Source organism: Georgenia faecalis, assembly GCF_003710105.1.
GTDB lineage: Bacteria > Actinomycetota > Actinomycetes > Actinomycetales > Actinomycetaceae > Georgenia_A > Georgenia_A faecalis.
Window position 1 is genome coordinate 2,196,409 of sequence record NZ_CP033325.1, and the last position, 23,491, is coordinate 2,219,899.

The following is a 23,491-nucleotide window of genomic DNA, read 5'->3' on the forward strand; positions in this document are numbered from 1 at the left end:
AGGGGCGCGCGGCCCTACGCCTCGACGGCGGGGGCGGCGAACTGGCTCTGGTACAGCCGCGCGTACGCGCCCCCGGCGGCGAGCAGCCCCTCGTGGTCGCCCTGCTCGACGATCGCCCCGTGCTCCATGACGAGGATGACGTCAGCGTCGCGGATGGTGCTCAGTCGGTGGGCGATGACGAACGACGTCCGGCCGCGGCGCAGCTCGCCCATGGCGTGCTGGACGAGCATCTCGGTGCGGGTGTCCACCGAGCTCGTCGCCTCGTCGAGGATGAGGATCTGCGGGTCGGAGAGGAATGCCCGGGCGATGGTGATGAGCTGCTTCTCCCCCGCCGAGACGCCGCCGCCCTCGTCGTCGATGACGGTGTCGTACCCGTCGGGCAGGCTGCGCACGAACCGGTCGACGCTCGTCGCCCGCGCGGCGGCCTCGACGTCCTCCTGGGTGGCGCCCACGCGCCCGAAGGCGATGTTCTCGGCAATCGTCCCCCGGAACAGCCACGTGTCCTGCAGGACCATGCCGATGGCGTCGCGCAGGTCGTGCCGGGTCATCGTCCGGATGTCGACGCCGTCGAGGAGGATCCGCCCGCCGTCGATCTCGTAGAACCGCATGACGAGGTTGACGAGCGTCGTCTTGCCGGCCCCGGTGGGGCCGACGACGGCGACGGTCTGCCCGGGCTCGACGACGAGGTCGAGGCCGGTGATGAGGGGCGTGCCAGGGTCGTACCGGAAGCTCACGCCCTCGAAGACCACCTGGCCGCGGACGCCGTCGGGCCGCGCGCCGGGGACGGGGTCGGGCTCGACCTCGGGCGCGTCCATCACCTGGAAGACGCGCTCGGCGGACGCGATGCCGGACTGGACGAGGTTCGCCATGGACGCGATCTGGGCGAGGGGCTGGGTGAACTGGCGCGAGTACTGGATGAAGGCCTGGACCTCGCCGAGGCTGAGCGTGCCCGACGCCACCCGCAGCCCGCCGACGACGGCGACGAGGACGTAGTTGAGGTTGGACACGAACGCCATCGACGGCTGGATGGTCCCGGAGATGAACTGGGCGCGGAAGCTCGCCTCGTACAGCCGGCCGTTCTCCTCGTCGAACCGCCGGCCGAAGTCGTCCTGCGCGTTGAACGCGGTGACGAGGTCGTGCCCGGTGAACGCCTCCTCGACGTGCCCGCCGAGGTCCCCGGTGGACTTCCACTGGGCGATGAAGCTCGGCTGGGCCTTGCCGGCGATGCGCACGGTGAGCAGCGCGGCGACGGGCACGGTGACGAGGGCGATGAGCGCCAGCTGCCAGGACAGCCAGAACATCATCGCGAGCACGCCGACGACGGTGAGCAGCGAGGTGATGAGCTGGGACAGCGTCTGCTGGAGCGTCTGGGTGACGTTGTCGATGTCGTTGGTCACCCGGGAGAGCAGGTCGCCGCGGGCCTCGCCGTCGAGGTAGGACAGCGGCAGGCGGTCGATCTTCTCCTGCACGTCGCCGCGCATGGTGTAGCCGGTGCGCTGGACGACGCCGGCGAGGAGGTAGCCCTGGATCCACAGGAAGACCGCGGAGGCGGCGTACAGGCCGAGCGCGAGCAGGACGGTGGTCCCGAGCGCCCCGAAGTCGATCCCCTCCCCGGGCACGACCGTCATCCCGCCCAGCAGGTCCGCGAACCGGTCCTCGCCGGCGGCCCGGGCCGTGGCGATGGCCTGCTCCTGGGTCACGCCGGCGGGCAGCTGCTGGCCGATGACGCCCGCGAAGACGATGTTGGTGGCGTCGCCGAGCACCTTGGGACCCAGGACCGCGAGCGCGACCGACGCCGCCCCGAGGACGACGACGGCGACGAGCCGCACCCGCTCGGGCCGCAGGGCGCCCAGGAGCCGCCGCAGGGAGGCGCGGAAGTCCAGCGGCTTGGCCCCCGGCGCGCCACCGGCGCCCCGCATGGCCGGCCCCGGGCCGTGGCCGCTCATGCCGCTTCCTGCGCGCTCAGCTGGGACAGGACGATCTCGGAGTACGTCTCGCAGGTCTCCATGAGCTCGGTGTGGGTCCCCACCCCGACGATGCGGCCGTTGTCGAGGACGACGATCTGGTGCGCGTCCCGGATGGTCGCCACCCGCTGGGCGACGATGAGCACGGCCGCCCCGGCCGTCGCCTGGGGCAGCGCGGCCCGCAGGGCGGCGTCCGTGGCGTAGTCGAGGGCGGAGAACGCGTCGTCGAAGAGGTAGACGTCGCCCTGGCGCACGAGCGCACGGGCGATGGCGAGCCGCTGCCGCTGACCGCCCGAGAAGTTCGACCCGCCCTGCTCCACCGGGGCGTCCAGGCCCTGCGGCAGCGCCTCGACGAAGTCGCGGGCCTGGGCCACCTCGAGGGCCTGCCACAGCTCGGCGTCGGTGGCGTCCGGGCGCCCCAGGCGCAACGCCGAGCGGACGGTCCCGGAGAAGAGGTACGCCTTCTGCGGGACGAGGCACACCCGCGAGCGCAGCGCGGCGGGGTCGAGGTCGCGAACGTCCACGCCGCCGATCCGCACGGCGCCGGAGGTGACGTCGGTGAGCCGCGGGATGAGGTTGACCAGCGTCGTCTTGCCGGAGCCGGTCGCCCCGATGACCGCCGTCGTGCGCCCGGGCTCGATCCGCAGGCTGACCTCGCACAGGACCGGCTCGTCGGCGCCCGCGTAGCCGAAGCTGGCGCCGTCGAGCTCGATCGGCAGGCCGCGGCGGCCGGCGGGCGGCGCGGGCAGGGGCACCGGCTCGTCGGGGGCGGCGATCTGCGGGCGGACGGCGAGGACGGCGTCGATGCGCTCGGCGGAGACCTCGGCGCGCGGGACGAGCATGAACATCATCACCGCCATGAGGACGGACATGAGGATCTGCATGAGGTAGTTGAGGAAGGCGACGAGCGAGCCGACCTCCATCTGCCCGGCGTCGATCCGGCCCGCGCCGAACCAGATGACGGCGACCGAGGAGGCGTTGATGATGAGCTGGACCGCGGGGAACAGCAGCGCCATGAGCCGCCCGACGGCGATGGCCGTGCGCATGAGGTCCGCGTTGGCGCCCGCGAACCGTTCCCGCTCGGACGCCTGGCGGTTGAAGGAGCGGATCACCCGCACGCCGCTGAGCTGCTCACGCAGCACGAGGTTGATGGCGTCGACCCGCTTCTGAATCTGCCGGAACAGCGGCCGCATCCGCACGATGGCGAACCCGAGGACGATCGCCAGGAGCGGGATGGCGACGAGGAGCAGCCCGGACAGGGCGACGTCCTGGCGCAGGGCCATGATGACGCCGCCGACCATCATGATCGGCGCCATCACCATGATGGTGAAGGTGAGCAGGGTGACCATCTGGACCTGCTGCACGTCGTTGGTCGACCGGGTGATGAGCGACGGCGCCCCGAACCCGCCCATCTCCGCCAGGGAGAAGCGCTGGACCCGGTCGAAGACGCTCGCCCGCAGGTCCCGGCCGATGGCCATGGCGGTGCGCGCGCCCAGGTAGACGGCCGCGATCGACGTGGCGACCTGGACGGCGGTGATGGCGAGCATGACGCCGCCGGTGCGCACGATGTACCCGGTGTCCCCGGCGACGACGCCCTCGTCGATGATGTCGGCGTTGAGGCTGGGGAGCAGCAGCGCCGCGATCGTGGCGACGACCTGGAGGACCACGACGCCGACGACGTCGCGGCGGTAGTGCCGCAGGTGACGACGGAGCAGACGCAGGAGCATGGGACCTTCTCACGCGTGACGGCCGCGGGGACGCCCGCGACGGCCCACCCTAACGCCGTCGGACGCGGCCCGCCGGGTCCTTTTTCTCATGCGCCAGGGCGTCCTGACATGCGGACGCCGGGCGGTCCGGACATGCCGACGCCGGCGGGGGCGGCTCCTGCCGTCTCCCCCGCCGGCGTCGTCGTGCCGGTGTGCGCTCGCTCAGCGGCCGGTGTCGCCCTCGCCCAGCGTGGGGTCGACGGTCGACGGCGGGCCGGCCGTGGGCCCGGGCTGGTGCGCGCTCGGCGGCGGGGCGAAGCGCACGTCGTCGGCGGGCTGGGCCGGGACGGGCGGCATCTCCTCGGCGGGACGCTGGCCGCGCTCGGCGCTGCGCGAGAAGGGCCGGCCGGAGCGCTCCCCCGCCGTCGTCGCCTCGGTCGTCGCCTGGCGCGCCTCGTGGCGGGCCTGGGCGAGCGCCTCGTCCGGGTCCTGGAGGCTGGTCTCCTGCAGGCCCGTGGCGAGCCCGGTGCCGTAGGGGCCGAAGTCGACCGTGGGGCGCGGGCGGTCGTCGTCGTCGTCGCCGCCGGACCCGTTCGACCCGCCGCCGAAGCCCTTGGCGATGGAGCCCAGCGCCGCGGTGAACTCGGTGGGGATGACCCAGAGCTTGTCCGAGGTGCCGTTGGCGAGCTCGGGCAGCATCTGCATGTACTGGTAGGCGAGGAGCTTGCTGTCCGGCTTGCCGCGGTGGATGGCGTCGAAGACCTGGAGGATGGCGCGGGACTCACCCTGCGCCTTGAGGATCGCGGCCTGTGCCTGACCCTCGGCCCGCAGGATCGCCGCCTGCTTCTCGCCCTCGGCGGTGAGGATCTGGGACTGCTTGACGCCCTCGGCCGTGAGGATGGCCGCGCGGCGGTCCCGCTCGGCGCGCATCTGCTGCTCCATGGAGCCCTGGACGCTGGCCGGCGGGTCGATCGCCTTGAGCTCGACGCGGTTGACGCGGATGCCCCAGCGCCCGGTCGCCTCGTCGAGCACCCCACGGAGCTGGCCGTTGATCTGGTCGCGGCTGGTGAGGGTCTGCTCGAGGTCCATCGACCCGATGACGTTACGCAGCGTCGTCACGGTGAGCTGCTCGATACCGGTGATGTAGTTGGCGATCTCGTACGTCGCGGACTTCGGGTCGGTGACCTGGAAGTAGATGACCGTGTCGATGCTCACCACGAGGTTGTCCGAGGTGATGACGGGCTGCGGCGGGAAGGAGACGACCTGCTCGCGCAGGTCGACGCCGGCGCGGACGCGGTCGACGAACGGGATGAGGAAGTGCAGGCCGGCGTACATCTCGGAGTGGAACTTGCCGAGACGCTCGACGATGAGGGCGACGGCCTGGGGCACGATCCGCACCGAGCGCGCGATGGCGACGATGACGAAGATCGCGAGCAGGACGAGAACGATGGTGAGCACTACTCCACCGGGGTTGTCGGACACGGTTCTCCTGGGGTCGGCCGGGGCGGTCCCCGGTCGGTGGGCGAACTAGGACAGGGTGACGGGGACCGGGGCGACGACGGCGGTGGCCCCCTCGATGCGGACGACACGGACCGTCGTCCCGGTCGGCAGCACGAGGCCCGGCTCGGCGGCACGGGCCGACCACACCTCGCCGACGAGCTTGACGCGCCCGGCGCGGTCGGTGACGTCGGTGACGACCTCCGCGGTCCGCCCGACGTGCGCGGCGACGTTGGTCAGCTCACCGGGGGCGTTGCGGCCCATGCGGCGCAGCGCCCACGGGCGCACGGCCGCGAGGAGGATGGTCGAGACGACGGAGAAGGTGAGGATCTGCGCCCAGAACGGCGCACCGAGCAGTCCCACGCCGGTGGCCGCGAGGGCCCCGCCGGCGAACATGAGGAAGATGAGGTCGACCGTGAGCATCTCGACGACGCCGAGTACCAGGGCCGCACCGAGCCACCACAACCACGCCATCGTCAGCCTCCTCGCTCGCCTGCCCCGATCTTAGTGGGCGGGGGCGGCAGCGCGGGCGCTCCAGCGGTCCCGATGCCGCTCGACCTCGAGGTCGAGGCCGAAGGTGCGTGACAGGTGCTGCGGGGTGAGGACCTCCTCGAGCGGCCCGGCGGCCTCGACCTTGCCCCCGCGCAGGAGCAGGACGTGGTCGAAGCCGGGCGGGATCTCCTCGACGTGGTGCGTGACGAGGACCATCACGGGCGAGCGGCGGTCACCGGCCAGCTCGCCCAGGCCGCGCATGAGCTCCTCACGGCCCCCGAGGTCGAGGCCGGCGGCCGGCTCGTCGAGGAGGAGGAGCTCGGGGTCGGACATGAGGGCGCGGGAGATCTGCACGCGCTTGCGCTCGCCCTCGCTGAGGGTGCCGAAGGTCCGGTCCTCGAGGTGCGCGACGCCGAACGCCGCGAGGAGGTCCCGGGCCCGCCGGGTGTCCAGCTCGTCATAGGTCTCCCGCCACCGGCCGGTCACGCCGTAGGACGCGGTGAGGACGACGTCGAGGACCTTCTCGCCGCCGGGGATCCGGTCCGCGAGCGCGGAGGAGGCCAGGCCGATGCGGGTGCGCAGCTCGGCCACCTCGACGGACCCGAGCTCCTCGTCGAGGATGCGCACCGTGCCGCTCGTGGGGAACAACCGCGCCGCGGCGAGCTGGAGGGCCGTGGTCTTGCCGGCGCCGTTCGCGCCCAGGACGACCCACCGCTCCCCGTCGGAGACGGTCCAGCTCACGCCGTCGAGGATGGTCTTCGCCCCGCGTCGCACCGTGACGTCTGCCAGTTCCAGCACCTCGCTCATGGAACGACCCTAGCCCGCCCGGGGCGACGTGCGCGGCTACCGTGGTCGCGTGGTCGAGCTCGTCCTGCCCTACGCCGTCATCGCCGCCCTCTGGTTGCCCCGGGTGCGCGACACCGCCTCCGTGCGCCGCGCCGTCGCGGCCATCGCCGACGACGACGAGCACCTCGTCGAGTCCCCGGACGGCAGCCGGCCGCTCGTGCACGCCCTGCGCGACGTCGTCGCCCCGGGCGGCGGCAACCGCGTCCTCGACGCCGGTGCCCTCCTCCCGGCCCCCGGCCACGTCGCGGGGGTGCCGGCGGTCGCGCTGCCCGAGGCGCTCGACGCCGAGCAGTGCCTCCTCGTGCGGACCACCGACGCGCAGTGGGCGGCCGTGCCCGAGGTGACGACGTACGGCAGCGCGCTGGAGCCGGGGACCCTGGTGCGCTGGCACGCGCGCCCGCTCCCGGCCGGGGAGCGGGCCGTGCCCACCCTCCTGGGCGGCGTCGGCACGCTGGGCCAGGCGCGGCGCGAGCTCGGCACCGCGCTGCTCGAGGCCCTCGACGAGCTGGAGGCGCTCGACGTCGCGCGCTGGCGCCCCGACGCCGCCGCGGAGCTCGCCGACCTGGGGCACGCGGAGCTCCCCGACGGCCTGCTGCCCCCCGGCCTGCCGGAGCGGCAGGTCGACGTCCTCACCCGTGCCGCCCGGCTCCTCGCCATCACCGAGCTCGCCCGCGAGGACGACGGCGCCGCCGTCACCGCCGCCCAGTCCGGGGCCCGCAGCCGGGTGCTCAGCGGCCTTGCGCTCACCGCCCGCCGCGGGATGGCGGCGGCGAGCGTCAGCCACCGGGCCTGAGTGTCGGACACCGGTGTGACACTCGTCTCGTCGCGTCGCGCCGGGCGACGCACGGACCGAGGAGGAACACGTGGGCCGGACCGTCTACTACGTCGCGAGCAGCCTCGACGGCTTCATCGCCACCCCCGACCACTCCCTCGACTGGCTGCTCACCCGCGAGGTCGACGACGACGGGCCCATGGGCATCACGCCGTTCCTCGCGGGCGTCGGCGCCATCGTCACGGGCTCGGCCACCTACGAGTGGGTCCGCGCGTACCAGGACGCCTGGGACTACACCGTGCCCACCTGGGTGCTCACCCACCGCGAGCTCGCGCCGCCGCCGGGGGCCGACGTCCGGTTCGCCCGGGGCGACGTGCGCGCCGTCCACGCCGAGATGGTGGCCGTGGCCGGCGAGCGCGACCGGTGGATCGTCGGCGGCGGCGAGGTCGTGGGGCAGTTCGCCGACGCCGGGCTCCTCGACGAGGTGGTTATCGCGTACGCCCCCGTCACGCTCGGCGCGGGGGCCCCGCTCCTGCCCCGCCGGCTGGAGCTGCGGCTCACCGAGCTCGCGCGCAACGGCGAGTTCGCCTGCGCCCGGTACGACGTCGTGCGGCCCGGCTGACGGCGTCTCGCCCAAGGGCCCGGCCGACGACGGCGCGTCAGGGGCGCGGCGGCGTCAGGGGCGCGGGGCGTCCAGGACGGCCCGGTAGACGTCGAGCGTGCGGTCGGCCACCGCGGCCCACGAGAAGTGGTCCTCGACCCGCCGGCGCGACGCCCGGCCCATCTCCCGCGCCCGCTCGGGGTCGGTGACCAGGGCCGTCAGCCGGTCGAGGAGATCCTCCTCGAACCGCGCCGGGTCCACCGGGGTCCCGGTCCCGTCACCCACCTGCTCGATGGGCACGAGCAGCCCGGTGACGCCGTCGTCGACGACCTCGGGGATCCCGCCGGTGGCCGAGCCCACGACGGGCAGGCCCACGGCCATCGCCTCGAGGTTGACGATGCCGAGCGGCTCGTACACCGAGGGGCAGACGAACACGGTCCCGGCGGCGAGGACGGCGATGAGGTCGGGGCGCGGCAGCATCTCCGAGATCCACACGACGCCCTCGCGACGCGCCCGCAGGCGCTCGACGAGGCCGTCGACCTCGGCGGCGATCTCCGGGGTGTCCGGGGCGCCGGCGCACAGGACCACCTGGACCTCCGGGGGCAGCCCGGCGACGGCGCGCAGCAGGTGCGGCAGCCCCTTCTGCCGGGTGATCCGCCCGACGAAGACGACGGCGGGGCGCTCCGGGTCGATGCCCAGGCGGCGGACGGTCGCCTCGGCGCGGGCGAGCTCCGCCGCGTCCGTGGGCCGTTGCCAGGAGTCGAGGTCGATCCCGTTGTGGACCACGTGCACGCGCTCCGGGTCGAGCTGCGGGTAGACGCGCAGGATGTCGGCGCGCATCCCCGCGCTCACGGCGATGACCGCCGCGGCGCCCTCGTAGGCCGTCCGCTCCGCCCAGGAGGAGACGGCGTAGCCGCCGCCGAGCTGCTCGGCCTTCCACGGGCGCAGGGGCTCCAGGGAGTGCGCGGAGACGACGTGCGGGACGTCGTGGAGTAGCCCGCCCAGGTGGCCGGCGAGGTTGGCGTACCAGGTGTGGGAGTGGACGAGGTCCGCCCCGCCGACGTCGCCGGCCATGGCGAGGTCGACGCCCAGGGTGCGCAGCGCGGGGTTGGCGCCCGCGAGCTCGGCGAGCTCGGCGTAGCCCTGGACGCCGGGCTCGCCGCCCGGGGACCCCGGCTCACGGGGACCGTCGAAGCACCGCACCCGCACGTCGATCCGCTCCCGCAGCACGGCCGCCAGCTCCGCGACGTGCACCCCGGCACCGCCGTAGACGTACGGCGGGTACTCACGCGTGAGGATGTCGACGCGCATCGGTCTCCTTCGGCCAGACTCTGTGGCAACGCTGCCCTGGCAGCCCTAGTGTGACCATCATGTCAGCCCCACGCGTCCTCGCCATCGTCCTGGCCGGAGGTGAGGGCAAGCGACTCATGCCCCTCACCGAGGAGCGGGCCAAGCCCGCCGTCCCCTTCGGGGGCATCTACCGGCTCATCGACTTCGCCCTGTCGAACATCGTCAACTCCGGCTACCTCAAGATCGTCGTCCTCACCCAGTACAAGTCGCACAGCCTCGACCGGCACATCGCCAAGACGTGGCGGATGTCGACCCTGCTGGGCAACTACGTCGCGCCGGTGCCCGCCCAGCAGCGCGTGGGCAAGCGGTGGTACCTCGGCAGCGCCGACGCGATCTTCCAGTCGCTCAACCTCATCCACGACGAGCGGCCCGACGTCGTCGTCATCGTCGGCGCGGACAACATCTACCGCATGGACTTCTCCCAGATGGTCGACCAGCACGTCGCCTCGGGGCTGCCGCTCACCGTGGCGGCCATCCGCCAGCCGCTGAGCCTGGCCGACCAGCTGGGTGTCGTGCAGGCGCACCCCACCCAGCCGGGCAAGATCGGGGCGTTCCTCGAGAAGCCCACCGACGCCGTCGGCCTGGCGGACTCCCCCGACGAGGTCCTCGCCTCCATGGGCAACTACGTCATGGACGCCGACGCCCTCATCGAGGCGGTGACCAAGGACTCCGCGGACCCCGACTCCAAGCACGACATGGGCGGCAGCATCGTCCCCTGGTTCGTCGACCAGCAGGCTGCCGGCTACTACGACTTCGGCGACAACGACGTGCCGGGCTCCACGCCCCGCGACCGCGCCTACTGGCGCGACGTCGGCACGATCGACGCGTACTACGAGGCGAACCAGGACCTCATCGCCGTGACGCCCGTCTTCAACCTCTACAACGACCACTGGCCGCTGTACGCGGGCAACCCGAACCTGCCGCCGGCGAAGTTCGTCTACGGCAACCGCGAGCGCCTGGGCCACGCCATGGACTCCCTCGTCTCCCCCGGCGTCATCGTCTCCGGCGGTGAGGTGGTCGGCTCGATCATCTCCCCCGGGACCAAGGTGAACTCGTGGTCGTCGGTGCGCGACTCCGTCATCCTCGACAACGTCGACGTCGGCCGGAACGCCACCGTGAGCCGCGCCATCGTCGACAAGAACGTCCGCATCGAGGAGGGCGCGCAGGTCGGCGTCGACGCCGAGCGGGACCGCGAGCGCGGCTTCACGGTGACGGAGTCGGGGATCACCGTCGTCCCCAAGGGCACCCGCGTGACCCGCTGACCCCTCGCCCGCCCGTGCCCCCGTAGGGTGCACCCGTGCTCCGCATCAGTACCGTCTGGCCCGAGGCCCCCGCCGCCCCCACCTCTGCGGCGGGGCCCGACGGCGCCCGGCGCGCCGCCGACGTCGTCGCGGCGGCCGGGCTCGACCTCGGGGCGCCCGTGCCCACGGCGGGGCGCGGGTGGGCCGGGCTCACCTGGCTCACCGACGCGGCGCTGCCCGCTGGGGCGGGGCCGCAGCTGCGGGTCCGCGCGGGCGAGCAGGGGATCGACCTCGCCGTCACCACCGGGGCGCTGGCCGAGCACGGGCCGGCCCTCGTCGTCACCGACGTCGACTCCACGTTCATCACCGCCGAGTCCATCGACCTCCTCGCCGCCCGGGCGGGCGCCGGCGAGGCCGTCGCTGCCGTCACCGAGCTCGCCATGCGCGGCGAGATCGACTTCGCCGAGAGCCTGCGCCGGCGGCTGCTCACCCTCGCCGGCCTGCCCGCCACGGTCCTCGAGGAGGTCCGGGCGGAGATCGCCCTCATGCCCGGGGCGGACGCGCTCGCCGCCGCCCTCGCCGCCCGGGGCACCCCCCTGGGGCTGGTCTCCGGCGGATTCGTCGAGATCGTCGTCCCGCTCGCCGCCGAGCTGGGGATCGACCGGGTGCGCGCCAACGCCCTCGAGGTGGCGGACGGGGCCCTCACCGGCCGGTCCAGCGGGGCCGTCGTCGACGCCGCCGCCAAGGCGCGGACGCTGCACGCCTGGGCCGCCGAGCTCGGTGTCGACCCCGCGCGCGTCGTCGCCGCGGGCGACGGCGCCAACGACCTGCCCATGCTCGCGGCCGCCGGGCTCGGGGTGGCGTTCTGCGCCAAGCCGCTCGTGCAGGCGCAGGCGACCGCGGCGGTGAGCTTCCCCCGCCTCGACGCCGTCCTCGGGCTGGTCGGCCTCAGCGCGCGCTGAGGCGCGGCCTCAGGCCTGGCCGGGGCTGCGGACGAGGTCGACGAGCGCGGCGGCCGACCGGTCCAGCGACGCCCAGTCCTCGACCTCGAGGACGGCCGCGCTCGCCGTCGACATCCCCAGGCTCACCTGCGCGGCGAGGTCCTCCCGGCCGCTGCCGGCGAGGAGGTGGGCGAGCGTCGACATCGTCGGCTCGTGCCCGACGACGAGCACGCAGCGGGTGTCCTCGGGCACCTCCCGCAGGAGCGCGAGCAGGGACCGGGCGCCCGCCTCGTAGACGGCGTCGCTCTCGACGACCCGCGGCGGCGCCGACAGGTGCGTGGCGAGGATCCGGTACGTCTCCCGGGTGCGCAGCGCGGTGGAGACCAGGGCGAGGTCGATCCCTCCGGTGGCGGCCTCGAGGAGCGGTCCCACGGCGCCCGCCTGGCGCCGGCCCGCGGCGCTCAGGGGCCGCATCGCGTCCCCCAGGTCGCCCTCGTGCTCGGCGGCGGCGTGACGCAGGAGGACGAGGCGGCGGGTGGTCACTGCCCCATGGCGTGGACGCCGCCGTCGACGTGGACGATCTCCGCCGTCGTCGCGGGGAACCAGTCCGAGCACAGCGCGGCGACCGCGCGGGCGGTCGGCTCCGGGTCGTTGACGTCCCAGCCGAGCGGCGCGCGCTCGCCCCAGGTGGCCTCCATCTGCTCGAAACCGGGGATCGACTTGGCCGCGGTGGTGCGGACCGGGCCGGCGGAGACGAGGTTGACCCGGATGCCCTCGGGGCCGAGGTCGCGGGCGAGGTAGCGCGCCGTCGACTCGAACGCCGCCTTGGCCACGCCCATCCAGTCGTAGACGGGCCAGGCGAAGGACGCGTCGAAGGTGAGGCCGACGACGGCGGAGCCGCGGCCCATGAGCGGCCGGGCGGCCACGGCGAGCGACTTCAGCGAGTACGCGGAGACCTCGAGCGCGGTGGCGACGTCGGCCCACTCCCCCGCGAGGAAGTTGCCCCCCATGACGGACTGCGGGGCGAACCCGATGGAGTGGACGACGCCGTCGAGGTGGTCGGCGTGCTCGCGCACCCGGTCCGCGAGCGCGGCGAGGTCCTCGGCGTTGGTGACGTCGAGCTCGACGACGGGGGCGGCCTCGGGCAGGCGCCGGGCGATGGCCTGGGTGAGCCGGAACTGACGTCCGAAGGAGGTGAGGACCACCTGGGCGCCCTCCTGCTGCGCCAGCCGGGCCACGTGGAAGGCGATCGAGGTGTCCTTGAGCACCCCGGTCACCAGCAGCGTCTTGCCCTCGAGCAGTCCCATGTGTGTCCTTCTCTCACGTGCGCGGGTGCGGCGGAGGTCGCCGTCGGGAAGTGTGCGTCAGTGCCCCATGCCGAGGCCGCCGTCGACCGGGATGACCGCGCCGGAGACGTAGCCGGCCCCGGGTCCGGCCAAGTAGAGCACGGCCGCCGTGACGTCCCCCACGGAACCGAACCGTGCGGCGGGGATGGCCGCCCGGTAGGCGTCCTGCCGGTCCTGGGGCAGCGCGGCGGTCATGTCGGTGTCGATGAACCCGGGGGCGACGACGTTCGCGGTGATGCCGCGGGCGCCGAGCTCGCGGGTGATGGAGCGGGCCATGCCGATGAGGCCGGCCTTGGCGGCGGCGTAGTTCACCTGGCCGGGGGTGCCGTACGTGGCGACGACGGAGGACATGAGGACGATGCGCCCGCGGCGCATCCGGATCATCCCCTTGCTCGCCCGGCGCACGCACCGGAAGGCACCGGTGAGGTTGACGTCGAGGACGTCGGTGAACTCCTCGTCGCTCATCCGCATGAGCAGCTGGTCGCGGGTCATGCCCGCGTTGGCGACGAGGACCTCGACCGGGCCGTGCTCCGCCTCGATCTGCGTGAAGGCCGCGTCGACCGCCGCGGTGTCCCGCAGGTCCCCGCGCACGCCGAGGACGCCGTCGGGCAGGTCGCCGCCGCGGTAGATCGTGGCGACGCGGTCGCCGGCGGCGACGAAGGCCTCGGCGACGGCGCGCCCGATGCCGCGGGTCGCCCCGGTGACGAGGACGCTGCGCGGTTCGTCGTTCACTACGGTCTCCTTCTGCCCTCGTGGCCGTGCGACGGCACCGTCGGGCGGGCCGCTCGGGCGAGGTTACCGGCAGCAACGCCCCGACGACGTCAGCCGTCCCGGCGGGTTAGCCTCGTAGCCGTGAGAACCTCCCGCGGCCGCCGCGGGCGCGACGAGCAGGTGCACTCCATCACCTCCGTCCGCCGCGCCCTGGCCGAGGACGTCCACGACCGCACCGTGCGGTACCTCATCTCGATGACCGTCCGCACGCTGTGCGTCTTCGGCGCCGCCTTCACCGAGGGGTGGATCCGCTGGGTCCTCGTCGCGGGAGCCGTCGTCCTGCCCTACATCGCCGTGGTCGCCGCCAACGCCGGGCGGGAGCGCCCCAAGCCGGGCGGGAGCGCGCCCGATGCCCGCCCCGACCTGCCCGCCCTCGGGGGTCCGGGACCCGGGCCCGGCGACCCGCCTCCGCCTCCGTTCACCCTGCCCGAAGGGGGCTACCTCCGATGACCGTTCACGACGCCGACCAGCTGCGCTGCAGCGCGAAGGGCTGCACCCTCGACGCCGTCTGGGCGCTGCGGTGGAACAACCCGCGCCTGCACACCGCCGATCGGCGGAAGACCTGGCTGGCCTGCGACGAGCACCGCGAGCACCTCGCGTCCTTCCTCGACGCACGGTCGTTCCTACGGGACGTGGTGCCCGTGGAGACGGTGGTGGGTGAGGCGTGAGCCGCTACCGCTTCGTCCTCTCCCGGAACTGGCTCCTGGGGGCCCTGGCCGCCGTCGTCCTCGCGGCGACGTGCGTGTGGCTGGGGACGTGGCAGTGGGGCCGGCACGAGACCCGGGCGTCGAGCAACCACCTCGTCGAGGTGAACTACGACGCCGAGCCGGCGCCCCTGGACGAGGTCGTCGACCCCACCGAGCCTGTGCCCTACGACGCCGTGTGGCGTCGGGTCGAGCTCACCGGGCACTACGCGGGCTCGGACGTGCTCCTGCGCAACCGCCCGGTGGACGGGCGGCCCGCGGTCCGCGTCCTCACCCCGTTCGTCGCCACGACCCCCGACGGCGGTGAGCTCACCGTCGTCGTCGACCGCGGCTGGATCACCACCGCGACGCAGGACGACGTCGCCGTCCCCGAGCCACCGGCCGGCGAGGTCGAGCTGGTCGCCCGGCTGCGGCAGGCGGAGCCGCCGGCGGACCGCGAGGCCCCGCCCGGGCAGGTCTACGCCCTCGCCCCCGAGCAGGTGCTCGAGGTCGCCGAGGTCACCGGCGAGGACGTGCTCGAGGGCTACGTCCACGCCGTGGAGCACCGCCCCGCGCCGGCGGAGGCGCTCCCGCAGTTCCCGCGCCCGGAGACCACCACCGGCTCGCACCTGTCGTACGCGTTCCAGTGGTGGGTCTTCGCGCTGGGTGGGCTCGTGGGATACCTCATCCTCGTCCGCCGCGAGGCGGGCGAGCGCGCGGCGCAGGCGGGCCCGTCCGGTCACCGCGAGAGGCCGCGCGTCCGCCGGCGGGCGGACGAGGACGAGGACGCCCTTATAGAGGCACAGCTGGCGCAGCGTCGCGCCGCAGCGGACCACCCCGTCGACGCATCGTGACCTGCTCGGACACGAGCAGCCCGTGGACGAATCCGTAGGAGCGTCCGATGTCCGCTGCTATCGAGCGGACGGACTCCCCCTGCTGGTACCGCTCGGCCACGCTGGCAGCGAGCGCGCTTCGCCGCTCACCCACGACGCGAGTTCCTCTGGCAATCTTCTCGGTCACGACGACGCCCCCCCTGAGGTCAGATCAACCGTTGATCCAATGTAGGCCGGGTCACACGGGCGCGCCTGGCGAGGGAGGGGTTCCTCAGGGAGAACGGTGAGCGCGGGGGCCGCTCAGGCCAGGGAGACCAGCTCGACGTAGCCCTCGTTCCACAGGTCCTCGTCGCCGTCGGGCAGGAGGAGGACGCGCTCGGGGTCGAGGGCGCGGACGGCGCCCTCGTCGTGGGTGACGAGGACGACGGCACCGGTGAAGGTCCGCAGGGCCCCGAGGATCTCCTCGCGGGAGGCCGGGTCGAGGTTGTTCGTGGGCTCGTCGAGGAGCAGGACGTTCGCCGAGGAGACGACGAGCACGGCCAGCGCGAGGCGGGTCTTCTCCCCGCCGGAGAGGACCTTCGCGGGCTTGTCCGCGTCGTCCCCGGAGAAGAGGAACGAGCCGAGCACGGAGCGCACCTGGGTGTCGGTCATGTCGGGCGCCGCGGAGCGCAGGTTCTCCACGACGGTGCGGTCGACGTCGAGGGTCTCGTGCTCCTGGGCGTAGTAGCCCACCTTGAGCCCGTGGCCGGGGACGACCTTGCCGGTGTCCGGGGCCTCGACGCCGCCGAGGATCCGCAGCAGCGTCGTCTTGCCGGCGCCGTTGAGGCCGAGGATGACGACCTTCGACCCGCGGTCGATGGCGAGGTCGACGTCGGTGAAGACCTCGAGCGAGCCGTAGGTCTTGCTCAGCCCCTCCGCGGTGAGCGGCGTCTTGCCGCAGGGCGCGGGATCGGGGAAGCGCAGGTGCGCCACCTTGTCCGCGCGGCGGGTCTCCTCGAGCCCGGCGACCAGCCGCTCGGCCCGGCGCGCCATGTTCTGCGCGGCGACGGCCTTCGTGGCCTTCGCGCGCATCTTGTTGGCCTGGACCATGAGCACCGAGGCCTTCTTCTCGGCGTTCGCCCGCTCGCGCTTGCGGCGCCGCTCGTCCTGCTCGCGCTGGGCGAGGTAGGCGTCCCAGCCGAGCTGGTAGACGTCGAGGACGCCCCGGTTGGCGTCGAGGTGAAAGACGGTGTTGACGGTCTCCCGCAGGAGGTCGGCGTCGTGGCTGATGACGACGAACCCGCCGGTGTAGCTCTTGAGGTAGTCCCGCAGCCAGAGGATCGAGTCGTGGTCGAGGTGGTTCGTCGGCTCGTCGAGCAAAAGCGTCTCGGCGCCGGAGAAGAGGATGCGGGCCAGCTCGACGCGGCGGCGCTGCCCGCCGGAGAGCGTGGCGAGCGGCTGGTCGAGGACGCGCGTGGGCAGCCCGAGGTTGGACGTGAGCCGGGCGGCCTCGGACTCGGCGGCCCACCCGCCCTGGGCGGCGAACTCGGCGTCCAGGCGCGCGTAGCGCTCCATGGCCTGCTGCTGCTTCTCCCCCTCGGCCGTGGCCATCACCTGCTCGACCTTGCGCAGGCGGCGCACGATGTCGTCGAGCCCGCGGGCCGAGAGCACCCGGTCCTGGGCGAGGACCTCGAGGTCACCGGTGCGCGGGTCCTGGGGCAGGTACCCCACCTCGCCGCTGCGGACGATGTCGCCCGTGTACTGGATGACGCCGTCGGAGTCGGCCTCGCCGGCGAGCAGCTTGGTGAGGGTCGTCTTGCCCGCGCCGTTGCGACCGACGAGCCCGATCCGCATCCCGGCGTCGATGCGGAAGGACGCCTCGTGGAGGAGCTCGCGTGCGCCGATGCGCATGGAGACGTCGTGGGCGGTGATCACAGGGCAGACCTCTAGACACAGATGAAGGTGGGGAGCACGAAGTGCCCGACCAGTCTACGCGCCGGGCCTGGGGGCCTCCTCCCCTTTCCCCGGCTACCCCGCGGGGCGGTGGCACCCGTCACCCCGTTCGCCACCCCCAGGCGGCCCGCCTACGGTGTGCGCCATGAGCTTCAACGACGGCGTGCGCGCTGATCCGGGACGGGTGCGCCGATCGCGCGGGACACGCGGGACACGCGGCGCGGCAGCGGGCGGCGGGGCCGGCGTCCTCGTCCTGCTCGTCTACCTGTTCACCGGGGCGGACCTGTCCGGCCTCGTCGACGGCGGCGCCGGCGGGGGCGCCCCGGCGACCGAGGGCGCGGGCTTCGAGCACTGCCGCACCGCCGCCGACGCCAACGCCGACACCGACTGCCGGATGGTCTACACCGCCGACGCCCTCGACCAGTACTGGGTGGCGGCGCTGCCGGAGGCGACCGGCACCGGGTACGAGATGCCCGGCTTCGAGGTGTTCACCGGCTCGGTGTCCACCGGCTGCGGGAACGCCACGTCCGCCGTCGGGCCCTTCTACTGCCCGCCGGACGCGAGCGTGTTCCTCGACACCGGGTTCTTCGACCAGCTGGAGACCCAGCTGGGGGCGGAGAACGCCCCGCTCGCGCAGATGTACATCGTCGCCCACGAGTGGGGGCACCACATCCAGAACCAGCTGGGGACGATGGACGCCATCGACCGCCAGGGCACCGGCCCGGAGTCCGACGGCGTCCGGCTCGAGCTCCAGGCCGACTGCTACGCCGGGCTGTGGGTCGGGCACGCCTCGAGCGTCGTCGACCCCGACTCCGGCGAGACGTTCCTCGCACCCCCCACCGACGCGCAGGTGGCCGACGCGCTCGACGCGGCGGCGGCCGTCGGCGACGACCGCATCCAGGCGGGAGCGGGCCAGCAGGTGGACCCCGAGTCGTGGACGCACGGCTCCGCCGAACAGCGTCAGCGCTGGTTCACCGCGGGGTACTCCGGCGGCACCGTCGCCGCCTGCGACACGTTCCGCGCCGGAACCCTCTGAGGCGACGGCGATGACGGTGCACCACCTGAGCCGGGCCGAGGCCCGCCGGATCGCCGTCACCGCCCAGCTCCTCGACGCCGCCCGGCCCGAGGCCCTGCTCGACGTCGTCACCCACCTCACGATGCTCCAGCTCGACCCGACGGCGGCCGTCGCGCCGAGCGCCGACCTCGTCGCCTGGACGCGGCTCGGTGACCGGTACGCCCCGGCGCACCTCGCGCAGGCCCTCGACCGCGACCGGACCCTGTTCGAGTACCGGGCGACCGTGCGTCCGATGACCGACCTGCGGCTCTACCTCGCGCAGATGGAGCGCGCCCCCGCCCACGCGGCGGCCCGCACCTGGCTCGAGGCGAACGCGGCGTTCCGCCTCGACCTCCTCGCCCGCCTGCGCGACCACGGGCCGCTCCTCTCCCGCGACCTGCCGGACACGTCCGCGGTCGCGTGGCCCTCGTCGGGATGGACGAACAACCGCAACGTCACCCAGATGCTCGAGGTCCTCGCCGCGCGCGGGGAGGTCGCCGTCGCCGGGCGGGAGGGACGTCAACGGCTGTGGGACCTCGCCGAGCGGGTCTTCCCCGCCGGCGTCGTCCCCGTCCCCTACGACGACGCCGTCCGCGAGCGCGACGCCCGGCGGCTCCGGGCCCTGGGGGTGGCCCGCGCCGCGACGACCGCCCAGCCGGTCGAGCGGGCGGACGTCGGCGAGGCGGGCGAGCCGGCGGTCGTCGCGGGCACCGACGGCGAGTGGCGCGTCGACCCCGGCGCGCTCGACCGCCCGTTCGCCGGCCGCACCGCGCTCCTGTCCCCCTTCGACCGCCTCGTCCACGACCGGCAGCGGGCCCGCGAGCTCTTCGACTTCGACTACACCCTCGAGATGTACAAGCCGACGGACCAGCGGCGCTGGGGCTACTTCGCGCTGCCCGTGCTCCACGACGACCGGCTGGTCGGCAAGGTCGACGCCGCCGCCGACCGCACGACCGGGCGGTTCGTCGTCCACGCCGTCCACGAGGACGTCCCGTTCACGCCCGCCATGGCCGACGACGTCGACGCCGAGCTCGAGGCGCTCGCCGCGTGGCTCGGGCTGGAGCTGCAGCGGTAGCTCCCCGCCGGCGCCGCCGTCAAAGCGCTGCCGCTCCGGGACCGGGGCCCCTACCCTCGCGCCATGGTCCACCACGACGCCGTCGTCCTCGGCGCGGGTCCCGGCGGGTACGCCGCCGCGATCCGCCTCGCCCAGCTCGGCCTCGACACCGCCGTCGTCGAACGGCGCTACTGGGGCGGGGTGTGCCTGTCGGTGGGCTGCATCCCGTCGAAGGTGCTCCTGCGCGGCGCCGAGCTCGTCAACGTCGTCGCGTCCAAGGGCGCCCAGTTCGGGCTCGTCGGGTCCTTCCGGCGGGACTTCGGCCCCGTCTTCGACCACAGCCGCCGCGCGGCGGAGGGGCGGGTGGAGGGCGTCCACCACCTCCTGCGCAAGAACGGGGTGCGCCAGTACTACGGGCACGGGGAGTTCCAGGACGAGCACACCCTCACCGTCGGCCAGGCCGACCGGGAGGTCCTCACGTTCGGCTCGGCAGTCATCGCGACCGGCTCGCGGGTGCGCACCCTGCCCGGCGTGGCGCTGAGCGAGAACGTCGTCGACTACGAGACGCAGATCCTCGACCGCCGGGTGCCGGCCTCGATCGCCATCATCGGCGCGGGGGCCATCGGGACGGAGTTCGCGTACATCCTCGCCAGCTACGGCGCGCAGGTGACGCTCATCGAGTACGCGGACCGGGTGCTGCCCGCCGAGGACGCGGAGTCCTCCGCCGAGGTGGCCCGGGCGTACGCCGCCCTCGGGATCACGGTGCGCACGTCGACCAGCGTGCGCACGTGCGTCGACGACGGCGAGGGCGTGACGGTGACGTACACCGGCCCGGACGGCGACGGCGAGCTGCGCGTGGCCCGCGTCCTCGTCTCGGTCGGCTTCACCCCGCGCACGCAGGGCTTCGGCCTGGAGCGCACCGGCGTCGCCCTCACCGCACGGGGGGCCATCGCCGTCGACGACGCGATGCGCACCTCGGTCCCGCACCTGCTCGCCATCGGGGACGTCACGGGCAAGCTCGCCCTCGCGCACGTCGCCGACGCCCAGGCGATGGTGGCGGCCGAGACGGTCGCCGGGGTGCCGACGGCCGGGCTCGGGGACTACCGGATGATGCCCCGGGTGACGTTCTGCCAGCCGCAGGTCGCGAGCTTCGGGCTCACCGAGGCGCAGGCCCGCGCCGAGGGCCACGACGTGCGGGTCGCCCGCTTCCCGTTCTCGGCGAACGCCAAGGCGCGCGGGATGGCCGAGCCCCAGGGCTTCGTCAAGGTCCTCGCTGACGGGACCAGCGGGCAGCTGCTCGGGGCCCACCTGGTCGGCGTCGAGGTGGCCGAGATGCTCCCCGAGCTCACCCTCGCCCGCCGGACGGGGCTGACGGCCGGCGACCTCGCCCGCAACGTCCACGTCCACCCCACGCTCGGCGAGGCGCTGCAGGAGGCGTTCCGCGGCCTCACCGGCGCGATGATCAACCTCTAGGTCGTGCGCCCCGGCCGGTCGCGCACGTCCGCGCCGCCGGTACGCGGGATCCTCCCCCTCGGCCCTTGACCGGCGCCGGACGCCCCGGGAGCATCGCAGGCACGAGCGCAGCCCAGCGCTGGGACAGGAGACAGCTCCGATGGCCGACGTCGTTCTCTTCCACCACGTGCAGGGCGTCACCGACGGGGTGCACGCGTTCGCCGAGATCCTGCACACCGGCGGGCACACCGTGCACGTCCCCGACCTCTTCGACGGCGAGCGCCCGGCGACGATCGACGAGGGCCTGGCCCTCGTCGGGCGCATCGGTGACGACGAGCTCGCCGCGCGCGCCGACCGCGCCGTGGCGGACCTCCCCGAGGCGCTGGTCTACGCGGGGATCTCCTTCGGCGTCGCCGCCGCGCAGCGCCTGGCGCAGACCCGTCCGGGCGCGCGGGGCGCGCTGCTGTACTCGGCCTGCTTCCCCATCACCGGCGAGTGGTCGTTCGGGCCGTGGCCCGAGGGCGTGCCCGTCCAGGTCCACGGCATGGAGGCCGACCCGTTCTTCGCGCTCGAGGGCGACCTCGAGGCCGCCCGGACCCTCGTGGAGGCGGTGGGCCCGGACCTCGCGTCGCTGTACACCTACCCGGGCGAGGCGCACCGGTTCGTCGACCGGACGACGCCGGACTACGACGACGAGGCGACGGCGCTCGTCCTCGCGCGGTCGCGGGAGCTGCTCGACCACGTGGGCTGAGCGCTCGGCCCACGCGGCAGCGCGGCCGTGCGCGCGCGGGTGAGCGCACGCGCGCGGCGCGCGGCCGGCGGCTCAGATGTTGAAGCCGAGGGCCCGCAGCTGCTCGCGGCCGTCCGGGGTGATCTTGTCCGGGCCCCACGGCGGCATCCAGACCCAGTTGATCCGGTTGCCGGCGACGAGTCCCTCGAGCGCCTGGGCCGCCTGCTCCTCGATGAGGTCGGTGAGCGGGCACGCCGCGGACGTCAGCGTCATGTCGATGACGGAGTTGTTGTTCTGGTCGACGGTGATGCCGTAGACGAGGCCGAGGTCGACGACGTTGATCCCGAGCTCGGGGTCGATGACGTCGCGCATGGCCTCCTCGACGTCGGCGGCCGTGGTGGGCGCCGGGTTGGTGGTCTCGCTCATGTGTTCTCCTCCTGGGTGGACGGCTCGGCCGTCAGGGCGTGGGCGAGAGCGTCGCGCAGGGCCATCCAGCCCAGCAGCGCGCACTTGATGCGGGCGACGTAGCGGGCGACGCCGGTGAAGGCGGCCCCGTCCCCGAGGATGTCCTGCTGGTCGGGCTCGAGCTCCGCGCCCCGCCCGTGCATGAGCTGGCGGAACACCTCCCCCACCTCCTCGGCCGTGCGCACGTCGGCGCCGGTGACGAGGTCGGTGAGCACGGACAGGGAGGCCTGGGAGATGGAGCATCCCTGGCCCACCCAGCCCACGCGGGCGATCCGCGGCCCGTCCGGGCTCTCGGCGAGCTCGACGCGCAGGCGCACCTCGTCCCCGCACGTGGGGTTGACCTGGAAGGACTCGCCGTGGAACGGCTCGATCTCCCCGGCGCCGTGGCGTTCGCGGGCGTGGTCGAGGATGACCTGCTGGTAGAGCTGGGCCATCGAGTCAGCCATGGGTCACCCCGAAGAAGCTCCGGACGCCGCCAAGGGCGTCGACGAACCGCTCGATCTCCTCGGCCGTGGTGTACACCCCGGCCGAGGCGCGCGTCGAGGCGTGCACCCCGAGGCGGCGGTGCAGCGGCTGGGCGCAGTGGTGCCCGACCCGGACGGCGATGCCGGCGTCGTCGAGCAGCTGGCCGACGTCGTGCGGGTGGACGCCGTCGACCGAGAAGGCGACGACGGCGAGCCGGTCCGCCGGGTCGGTGGGCCCGAGGACCCGCACCCCCGGGACGGACGCGACGCCGTCGAGCAGCAGCGCGGCGAGCTGCGCCTCGTGGGCCGCGACGGCGTCCATGCCGAGCTCGGCGAGGTACCCGACGGCGGCGCGCAGGCCGACGGTCTCGGCGACCATCTGGGTGCCGGCCTCGAACCGGGTGGGGGGCGGCGCGTACGTCGTCGCCTCCATGGTGACGACCTCGACCATGGACCCGCCGGTGAGGAAGGGCGGCATCGCCTCGAGGAGCTCCGCGCGCCCGTAGAGCACCCCCACGCCGGTCGGCCCGAGCATCTTGTGCCCGGAGAAGACGGCGAAGTCGACGCCCAGGGCGGGCAGGTCGACGGCGAGGTGCGGGACGGACTGGGAGGCGTCGAGGACGACGAGCGCCCCCGCCGCCTTCGCCCGCGCCACGACGTCGGCGACGGGGCTGACCGCCCCCGTGACGTTCGAGGCGTGGGTGAGCGCGACGTACCGGGTGCGCTCGGTGATGACGTCGAACGTCGCCGGGTCGAGGCGGCCGTCGTCGGTGAGCCCGATCCAGCGCAGCGTCGCCCCGGTGCGGGCGCACAGCTCCTGCCACGGGACGAGGTTGGCGTGGTGCTCGGCCTCGGTGACGACGATCTCGTCCCCGGGCCCGACGGCGAACAGCTCGCGGGCGCGCTCCCCGCCGCGGCCGAGCGCGGCGTTGGAGGCGGCGTACGCGACGAGGTTGATCCCCTCGGTCGCGTTCTTCACCCAGACGACCTCGTGCGGCCGCGCCCCGACGAACGCGGCGACGGCGGCGCGCGCCTGCTCGTAGAGCTCGGTCGCCTCCTCCGCGAGGGCGTGCGCCCCCCGGTGCACGGCGGCGTTGGAGCGCGTGTAGTACTCCTCGACGGCGTCGAGGACGCACTGCGGCTTCTGCGACGTCGCCGCGGTGTCGAGGTAGACGAGCTCGCGGCCGTCGCGGACCGTCCGCCCGAGGAGGGGGAAGTCCGCGCGGACGGCGGCGAGCTCGGTGGCGCTGAGCGCCTGCCCGACGGCGGTCATGACCTCTCCCCTCCTCGTGCGTGG

At 74.0% G+C, this 23,491-nt stretch carries 25 protein-coding genes; 11 read left to right on the plus strand and 14 right to left on the minus strand.

Annotation, left to right across the window (positions count from 1 at the left end; all coding sequences use genetic code 11):
• Positions 1–14: 14 nt before the first annotated feature.
• The 5 genes from EBO36_RS09535 to EBO36_RS09555 all read right to left on the minus strand — a co-directional run bounded on the left by EBO36_RS09535 (position 15) and on the right by EBO36_RS09555 (position 6,466).
• Positions 15–1,946, minus strand: coding sequence for an ABC transporter ATP-binding protein (locus EBO36_RS09535; protein ID WP_122824398.1), 1,932 nt, complete (start codon positions 1,944–1,946; stop codon positions 15–17).
• Entirely contained in the window at positions 1,943–3,691 is a 1,749-nt protein-coding gene (locus EBO36_RS09540; protein ID WP_122824399.1) for an ABC transporter ATP-binding protein, read from the minus strand. Before EBO36_RS09540 ends, EBO36_RS09535 begins: the two co-directional genes overlap by 4 nt.
• Before the next feature lie 201 nt (positions 3,692–3,892).
• Positions 3,893–5,152, minus strand: coding sequence for an SPFH domain-containing protein (locus tag EBO36_RS09545; RefSeq protein ID WP_122824400.1), 1,260 nt, complete (start codon positions 5,150–5,152; stop codon positions 3,893–3,895).
• Positions 5,153–5,197: 45 nt separating this feature from the next.
• On the minus strand, positions 5,198–5,641 hold the full coding sequence (locus tag EBO36_RS09550) for an NfeD family protein (RefSeq protein ID WP_122824401.1): 444 nt from the start codon (positions 5,639–5,641) through the stop codon (positions 5,198–5,200).
• Between the two features lie 30 nt (positions 5,642–5,671).
• Positions 5,672–6,466, minus strand: a complete 795-nt coding sequence (locus EBO36_RS09555) for an ABC transporter ATP-binding protein (protein WP_122824402.1) — start codon at positions 6,464–6,466, stop codon at positions 5,672–5,674.
• Between the two features lie 49 nt (positions 6,467–6,515).
• Between EBO36_RS09555 and EBO36_RS09560 the strand changes: the two genes are divergently transcribed.
• Together EBO36_RS09560 and EBO36_RS09565 are read left to right on the plus strand one after the other, a co-directional pair.
• Positions 6,516–7,298 carry a hypothetical protein gene (locus EBO36_RS09560; RefSeq protein WP_127571727.1) on the plus strand — a complete coding sequence of 261 codons (783 nt, stop codon included), beginning with the start codon at positions 6,516–6,518 and terminating at the stop codon, positions 7,296–7,298.
• A gap of 70 nt (positions 7,299–7,368) precedes the next feature.
• A complete protein-coding gene (locus EBO36_RS09565) occupies positions 7,369–7,899 on the plus strand; it encodes a dihydrofolate reductase family protein (protein WP_122824404.1) in 531 nt (176 codons plus the stop codon).
• Positions 7,900–7,953: 54 nt separating this feature from the next.
• Here EBO36_RS09565 and glgA read toward each other — a convergent pair whose 3' ends face one another.
• Complete coding sequence (gene glgA / locus EBO36_RS09570; RefSeq protein WP_122824405.1) at positions 7,954–9,189, minus strand: glycogen synthase; 1,236 nt, start codon at positions 9,187–9,189, stop codon at positions 7,954–7,956.
• A gap of 59 nt (positions 9,190–9,248) precedes the next feature.
• Between glgA and EBO36_RS09575 the strand changes: the two genes are divergently transcribed.
• The gene (locus EBO36_RS09575; RefSeq protein ID WP_122824406.1) at positions 9,249–10,490 is read left to right on the plus strand and encodes a glucose-1-phosphate adenylyltransferase; all 1,242 of its coding nucleotides are present in this window, start codon (positions 9,249–9,251) and stop codon (positions 10,488–10,490) included.
• A gap of 35 nt (positions 10,491–10,525) precedes the next feature.
• Positions 10,526–11,431 (plus strand): phosphoserine phosphatase SerB, encoded by a 906-nt coding sequence (gene serB / locus EBO36_RS09580; RefSeq protein ID WP_244925253.1) that lies wholly within the window; start codon positions 10,526–10,528, stop codon positions 11,429–11,431.
• A gap of 9 nt (positions 11,432–11,440) precedes the next feature.
• On the opposite strand, the gene EBO36_RS09585 is transcribed toward serB, so the two are convergent.
• From EBO36_RS09585 to fabG, 3 genes are read right to left on the minus strand one after another with little or no spacing between them, the layout of a single operon-like run.
• Complete coding sequence (locus EBO36_RS09585; protein ID WP_122824407.1) at positions 11,441–11,953, minus strand: SixA phosphatase family protein; 513 nt, start codon at positions 11,951–11,953, stop codon at positions 11,441–11,443.
• On the minus strand, positions 11,950–12,717 hold the full coding sequence (fabI, locus tag EBO36_RS09590; protein WP_122824408.1) for an enoyl-ACP reductase FabI: 768 nt from the start codon (positions 12,715–12,717) through the stop codon (positions 11,950–11,952). The genes EBO36_RS09585 and fabI overlap by 4 nt, the downstream gene beginning before the upstream one ends.
• 57 nt (positions 12,718–12,774) lie before the next feature.
• Positions 12,775–13,488 (minus strand): 3-oxoacyl-ACP reductase FabG, encoded by a 714-nt coding sequence (gene fabG / locus EBO36_RS09595; RefSeq protein ID WP_122824409.1) that lies wholly within the window; start codon positions 13,486–13,488, stop codon positions 12,775–12,777.
• Between the two features lie 120 nt (positions 13,489–13,608).
• On the opposite strand from fabG, the gene EBO36_RS09600 reads away from it, so the two are divergent.
• The 3 genes from EBO36_RS09600 to EBO36_RS09610 are packed head-to-tail and all read left to right on the plus strand — an operon-like array spanning position 13,609 to position 15,064.
• Positions 13,609–13,977 (plus strand): DUF3099 domain-containing protein, encoded by a 369-nt coding sequence (locus tag EBO36_RS09600; RefSeq protein ID WP_164471426.1) that lies wholly within the window; start codon positions 13,609–13,611, stop codon positions 13,975–13,977.
• A complete protein-coding gene (locus tag EBO36_RS09605) occupies positions 13,974–14,195 on the plus strand; it encodes a hypothetical protein (protein WP_122824410.1) in 222 nt (73 codons plus the stop codon). Before EBO36_RS09600 ends, EBO36_RS09605 begins: the two co-directional genes overlap by 4 nt.
• A complete protein-coding gene (locus EBO36_RS09610; RefSeq protein WP_244925254.1) occupies positions 14,192–15,064 on the plus strand; it encodes an SURF1 family cytochrome oxidase biogenesis protein in 873 nt (290 codons plus the stop codon). The genes EBO36_RS09605 and EBO36_RS09610 overlap by 4 nt, the downstream gene beginning before the upstream one ends.
• Here the strand turns inward: EBO36_RS09610 and EBO36_RS15990 are convergent.
• Together EBO36_RS15990 and EBO36_RS09620 are read right to left on the minus strand one after the other, a co-directional pair.
• Positions 15,003–15,230: a helix-turn-helix domain-containing protein gene (locus EBO36_RS15990; RefSeq protein WP_122824411.1), complete on the minus strand. Its 228-nt coding sequence runs from the start codon at positions 15,228–15,230 to the stop codon at positions 15,003–15,005. The genes EBO36_RS09610 and EBO36_RS15990 overlap by 62 nt on opposite strands.
• A 113-nt stretch (positions 15,231–15,343) precedes the next feature.
• Positions 15,344–16,957 carry an ABC-F family ATP-binding cassette domain-containing protein gene (locus EBO36_RS09620; protein WP_122824412.1) on the minus strand — a complete coding sequence of 538 codons (1,614 nt, stop codon included), beginning with the start codon at positions 16,955–16,957 and terminating at the stop codon, positions 15,344–15,346.
• A gap of 163 nt (positions 16,958–17,120) precedes the next feature.
• Between EBO36_RS09620 and ypfJ the strand changes: the two genes are divergently transcribed.
• From ypfJ to EBO36_RS09640, 4 genes are all read left to right on the plus strand, one after another.
• On the plus strand, positions 17,121–18,011 hold the full coding sequence (ypfJ, locus tag EBO36_RS09625) for a KPN_02809 family neutral zinc metallopeptidase (protein ID WP_122824413.1): 891 nt from the start codon (positions 17,121–17,123) through the stop codon (positions 18,009–18,011).
• A gap of 10 nt (positions 18,012–18,021) precedes the next feature.
• A complete protein-coding gene (locus EBO36_RS09630) occupies positions 18,022–19,104 on the plus strand; it encodes a DNA glycosylase AlkZ-like family protein (protein WP_122824414.1) in 1,083 nt (360 codons plus the stop codon).
• Positions 19,105–19,167: 63 nt separating this feature from the next.
• Positions 19,168–20,556, plus strand: coding sequence for a dihydrolipoyl dehydrogenase (gene lpdA / locus EBO36_RS09635; RefSeq protein ID WP_122824415.1), 1,389 nt, complete (start codon positions 19,168–19,170; stop codon positions 20,554–20,556).
• Between the two features lie 139 nt (positions 20,557–20,695).
• Complete coding sequence (locus EBO36_RS09640) at positions 20,696–21,286, plus strand: dienelactone hydrolase family protein (RefSeq protein ID WP_122824416.1); 591 nt, start codon at positions 20,696–20,698, stop codon at positions 21,284–21,286.
• 72 nt (positions 21,287–21,358) lie between these two features.
• On the opposite strand, the gene EBO36_RS09645 is transcribed toward EBO36_RS09640, so the two are convergent.
• From EBO36_RS09645 to EBO36_RS09655, 3 genes are read right to left on the minus strand one after another with little or no spacing between them, the layout of a single operon-like run.
• On the minus strand, positions 21,359–21,691 hold the full coding sequence (locus EBO36_RS09645) for a metal-sulfur cluster assembly factor (protein ID WP_122824417.1): 333 nt from the start codon (positions 21,689–21,691) through the stop codon (positions 21,359–21,361).
• Positions 21,688–22,176 (minus strand): Fe-S cluster assembly sulfur transfer protein SufU, encoded by a 489-nt coding sequence (gene sufU / locus EBO36_RS09650; protein WP_122824418.1) that lies wholly within the window; start codon positions 22,174–22,176, stop codon positions 21,688–21,690. Before sufU ends, EBO36_RS09645 begins: the two co-directional genes overlap by 4 nt.
• Positions 22,169–23,467, minus strand: a complete 1,299-nt coding sequence (locus EBO36_RS09655; protein ID WP_122824419.1) for a cysteine desulfurase — start codon at positions 23,465–23,467, stop codon at positions 22,169–22,171. The genes sufU and EBO36_RS09655 overlap by 8 nt, the downstream gene beginning before the upstream one ends.
• Positions 23,468–23,491 lie beyond the last annotated feature (24 nt).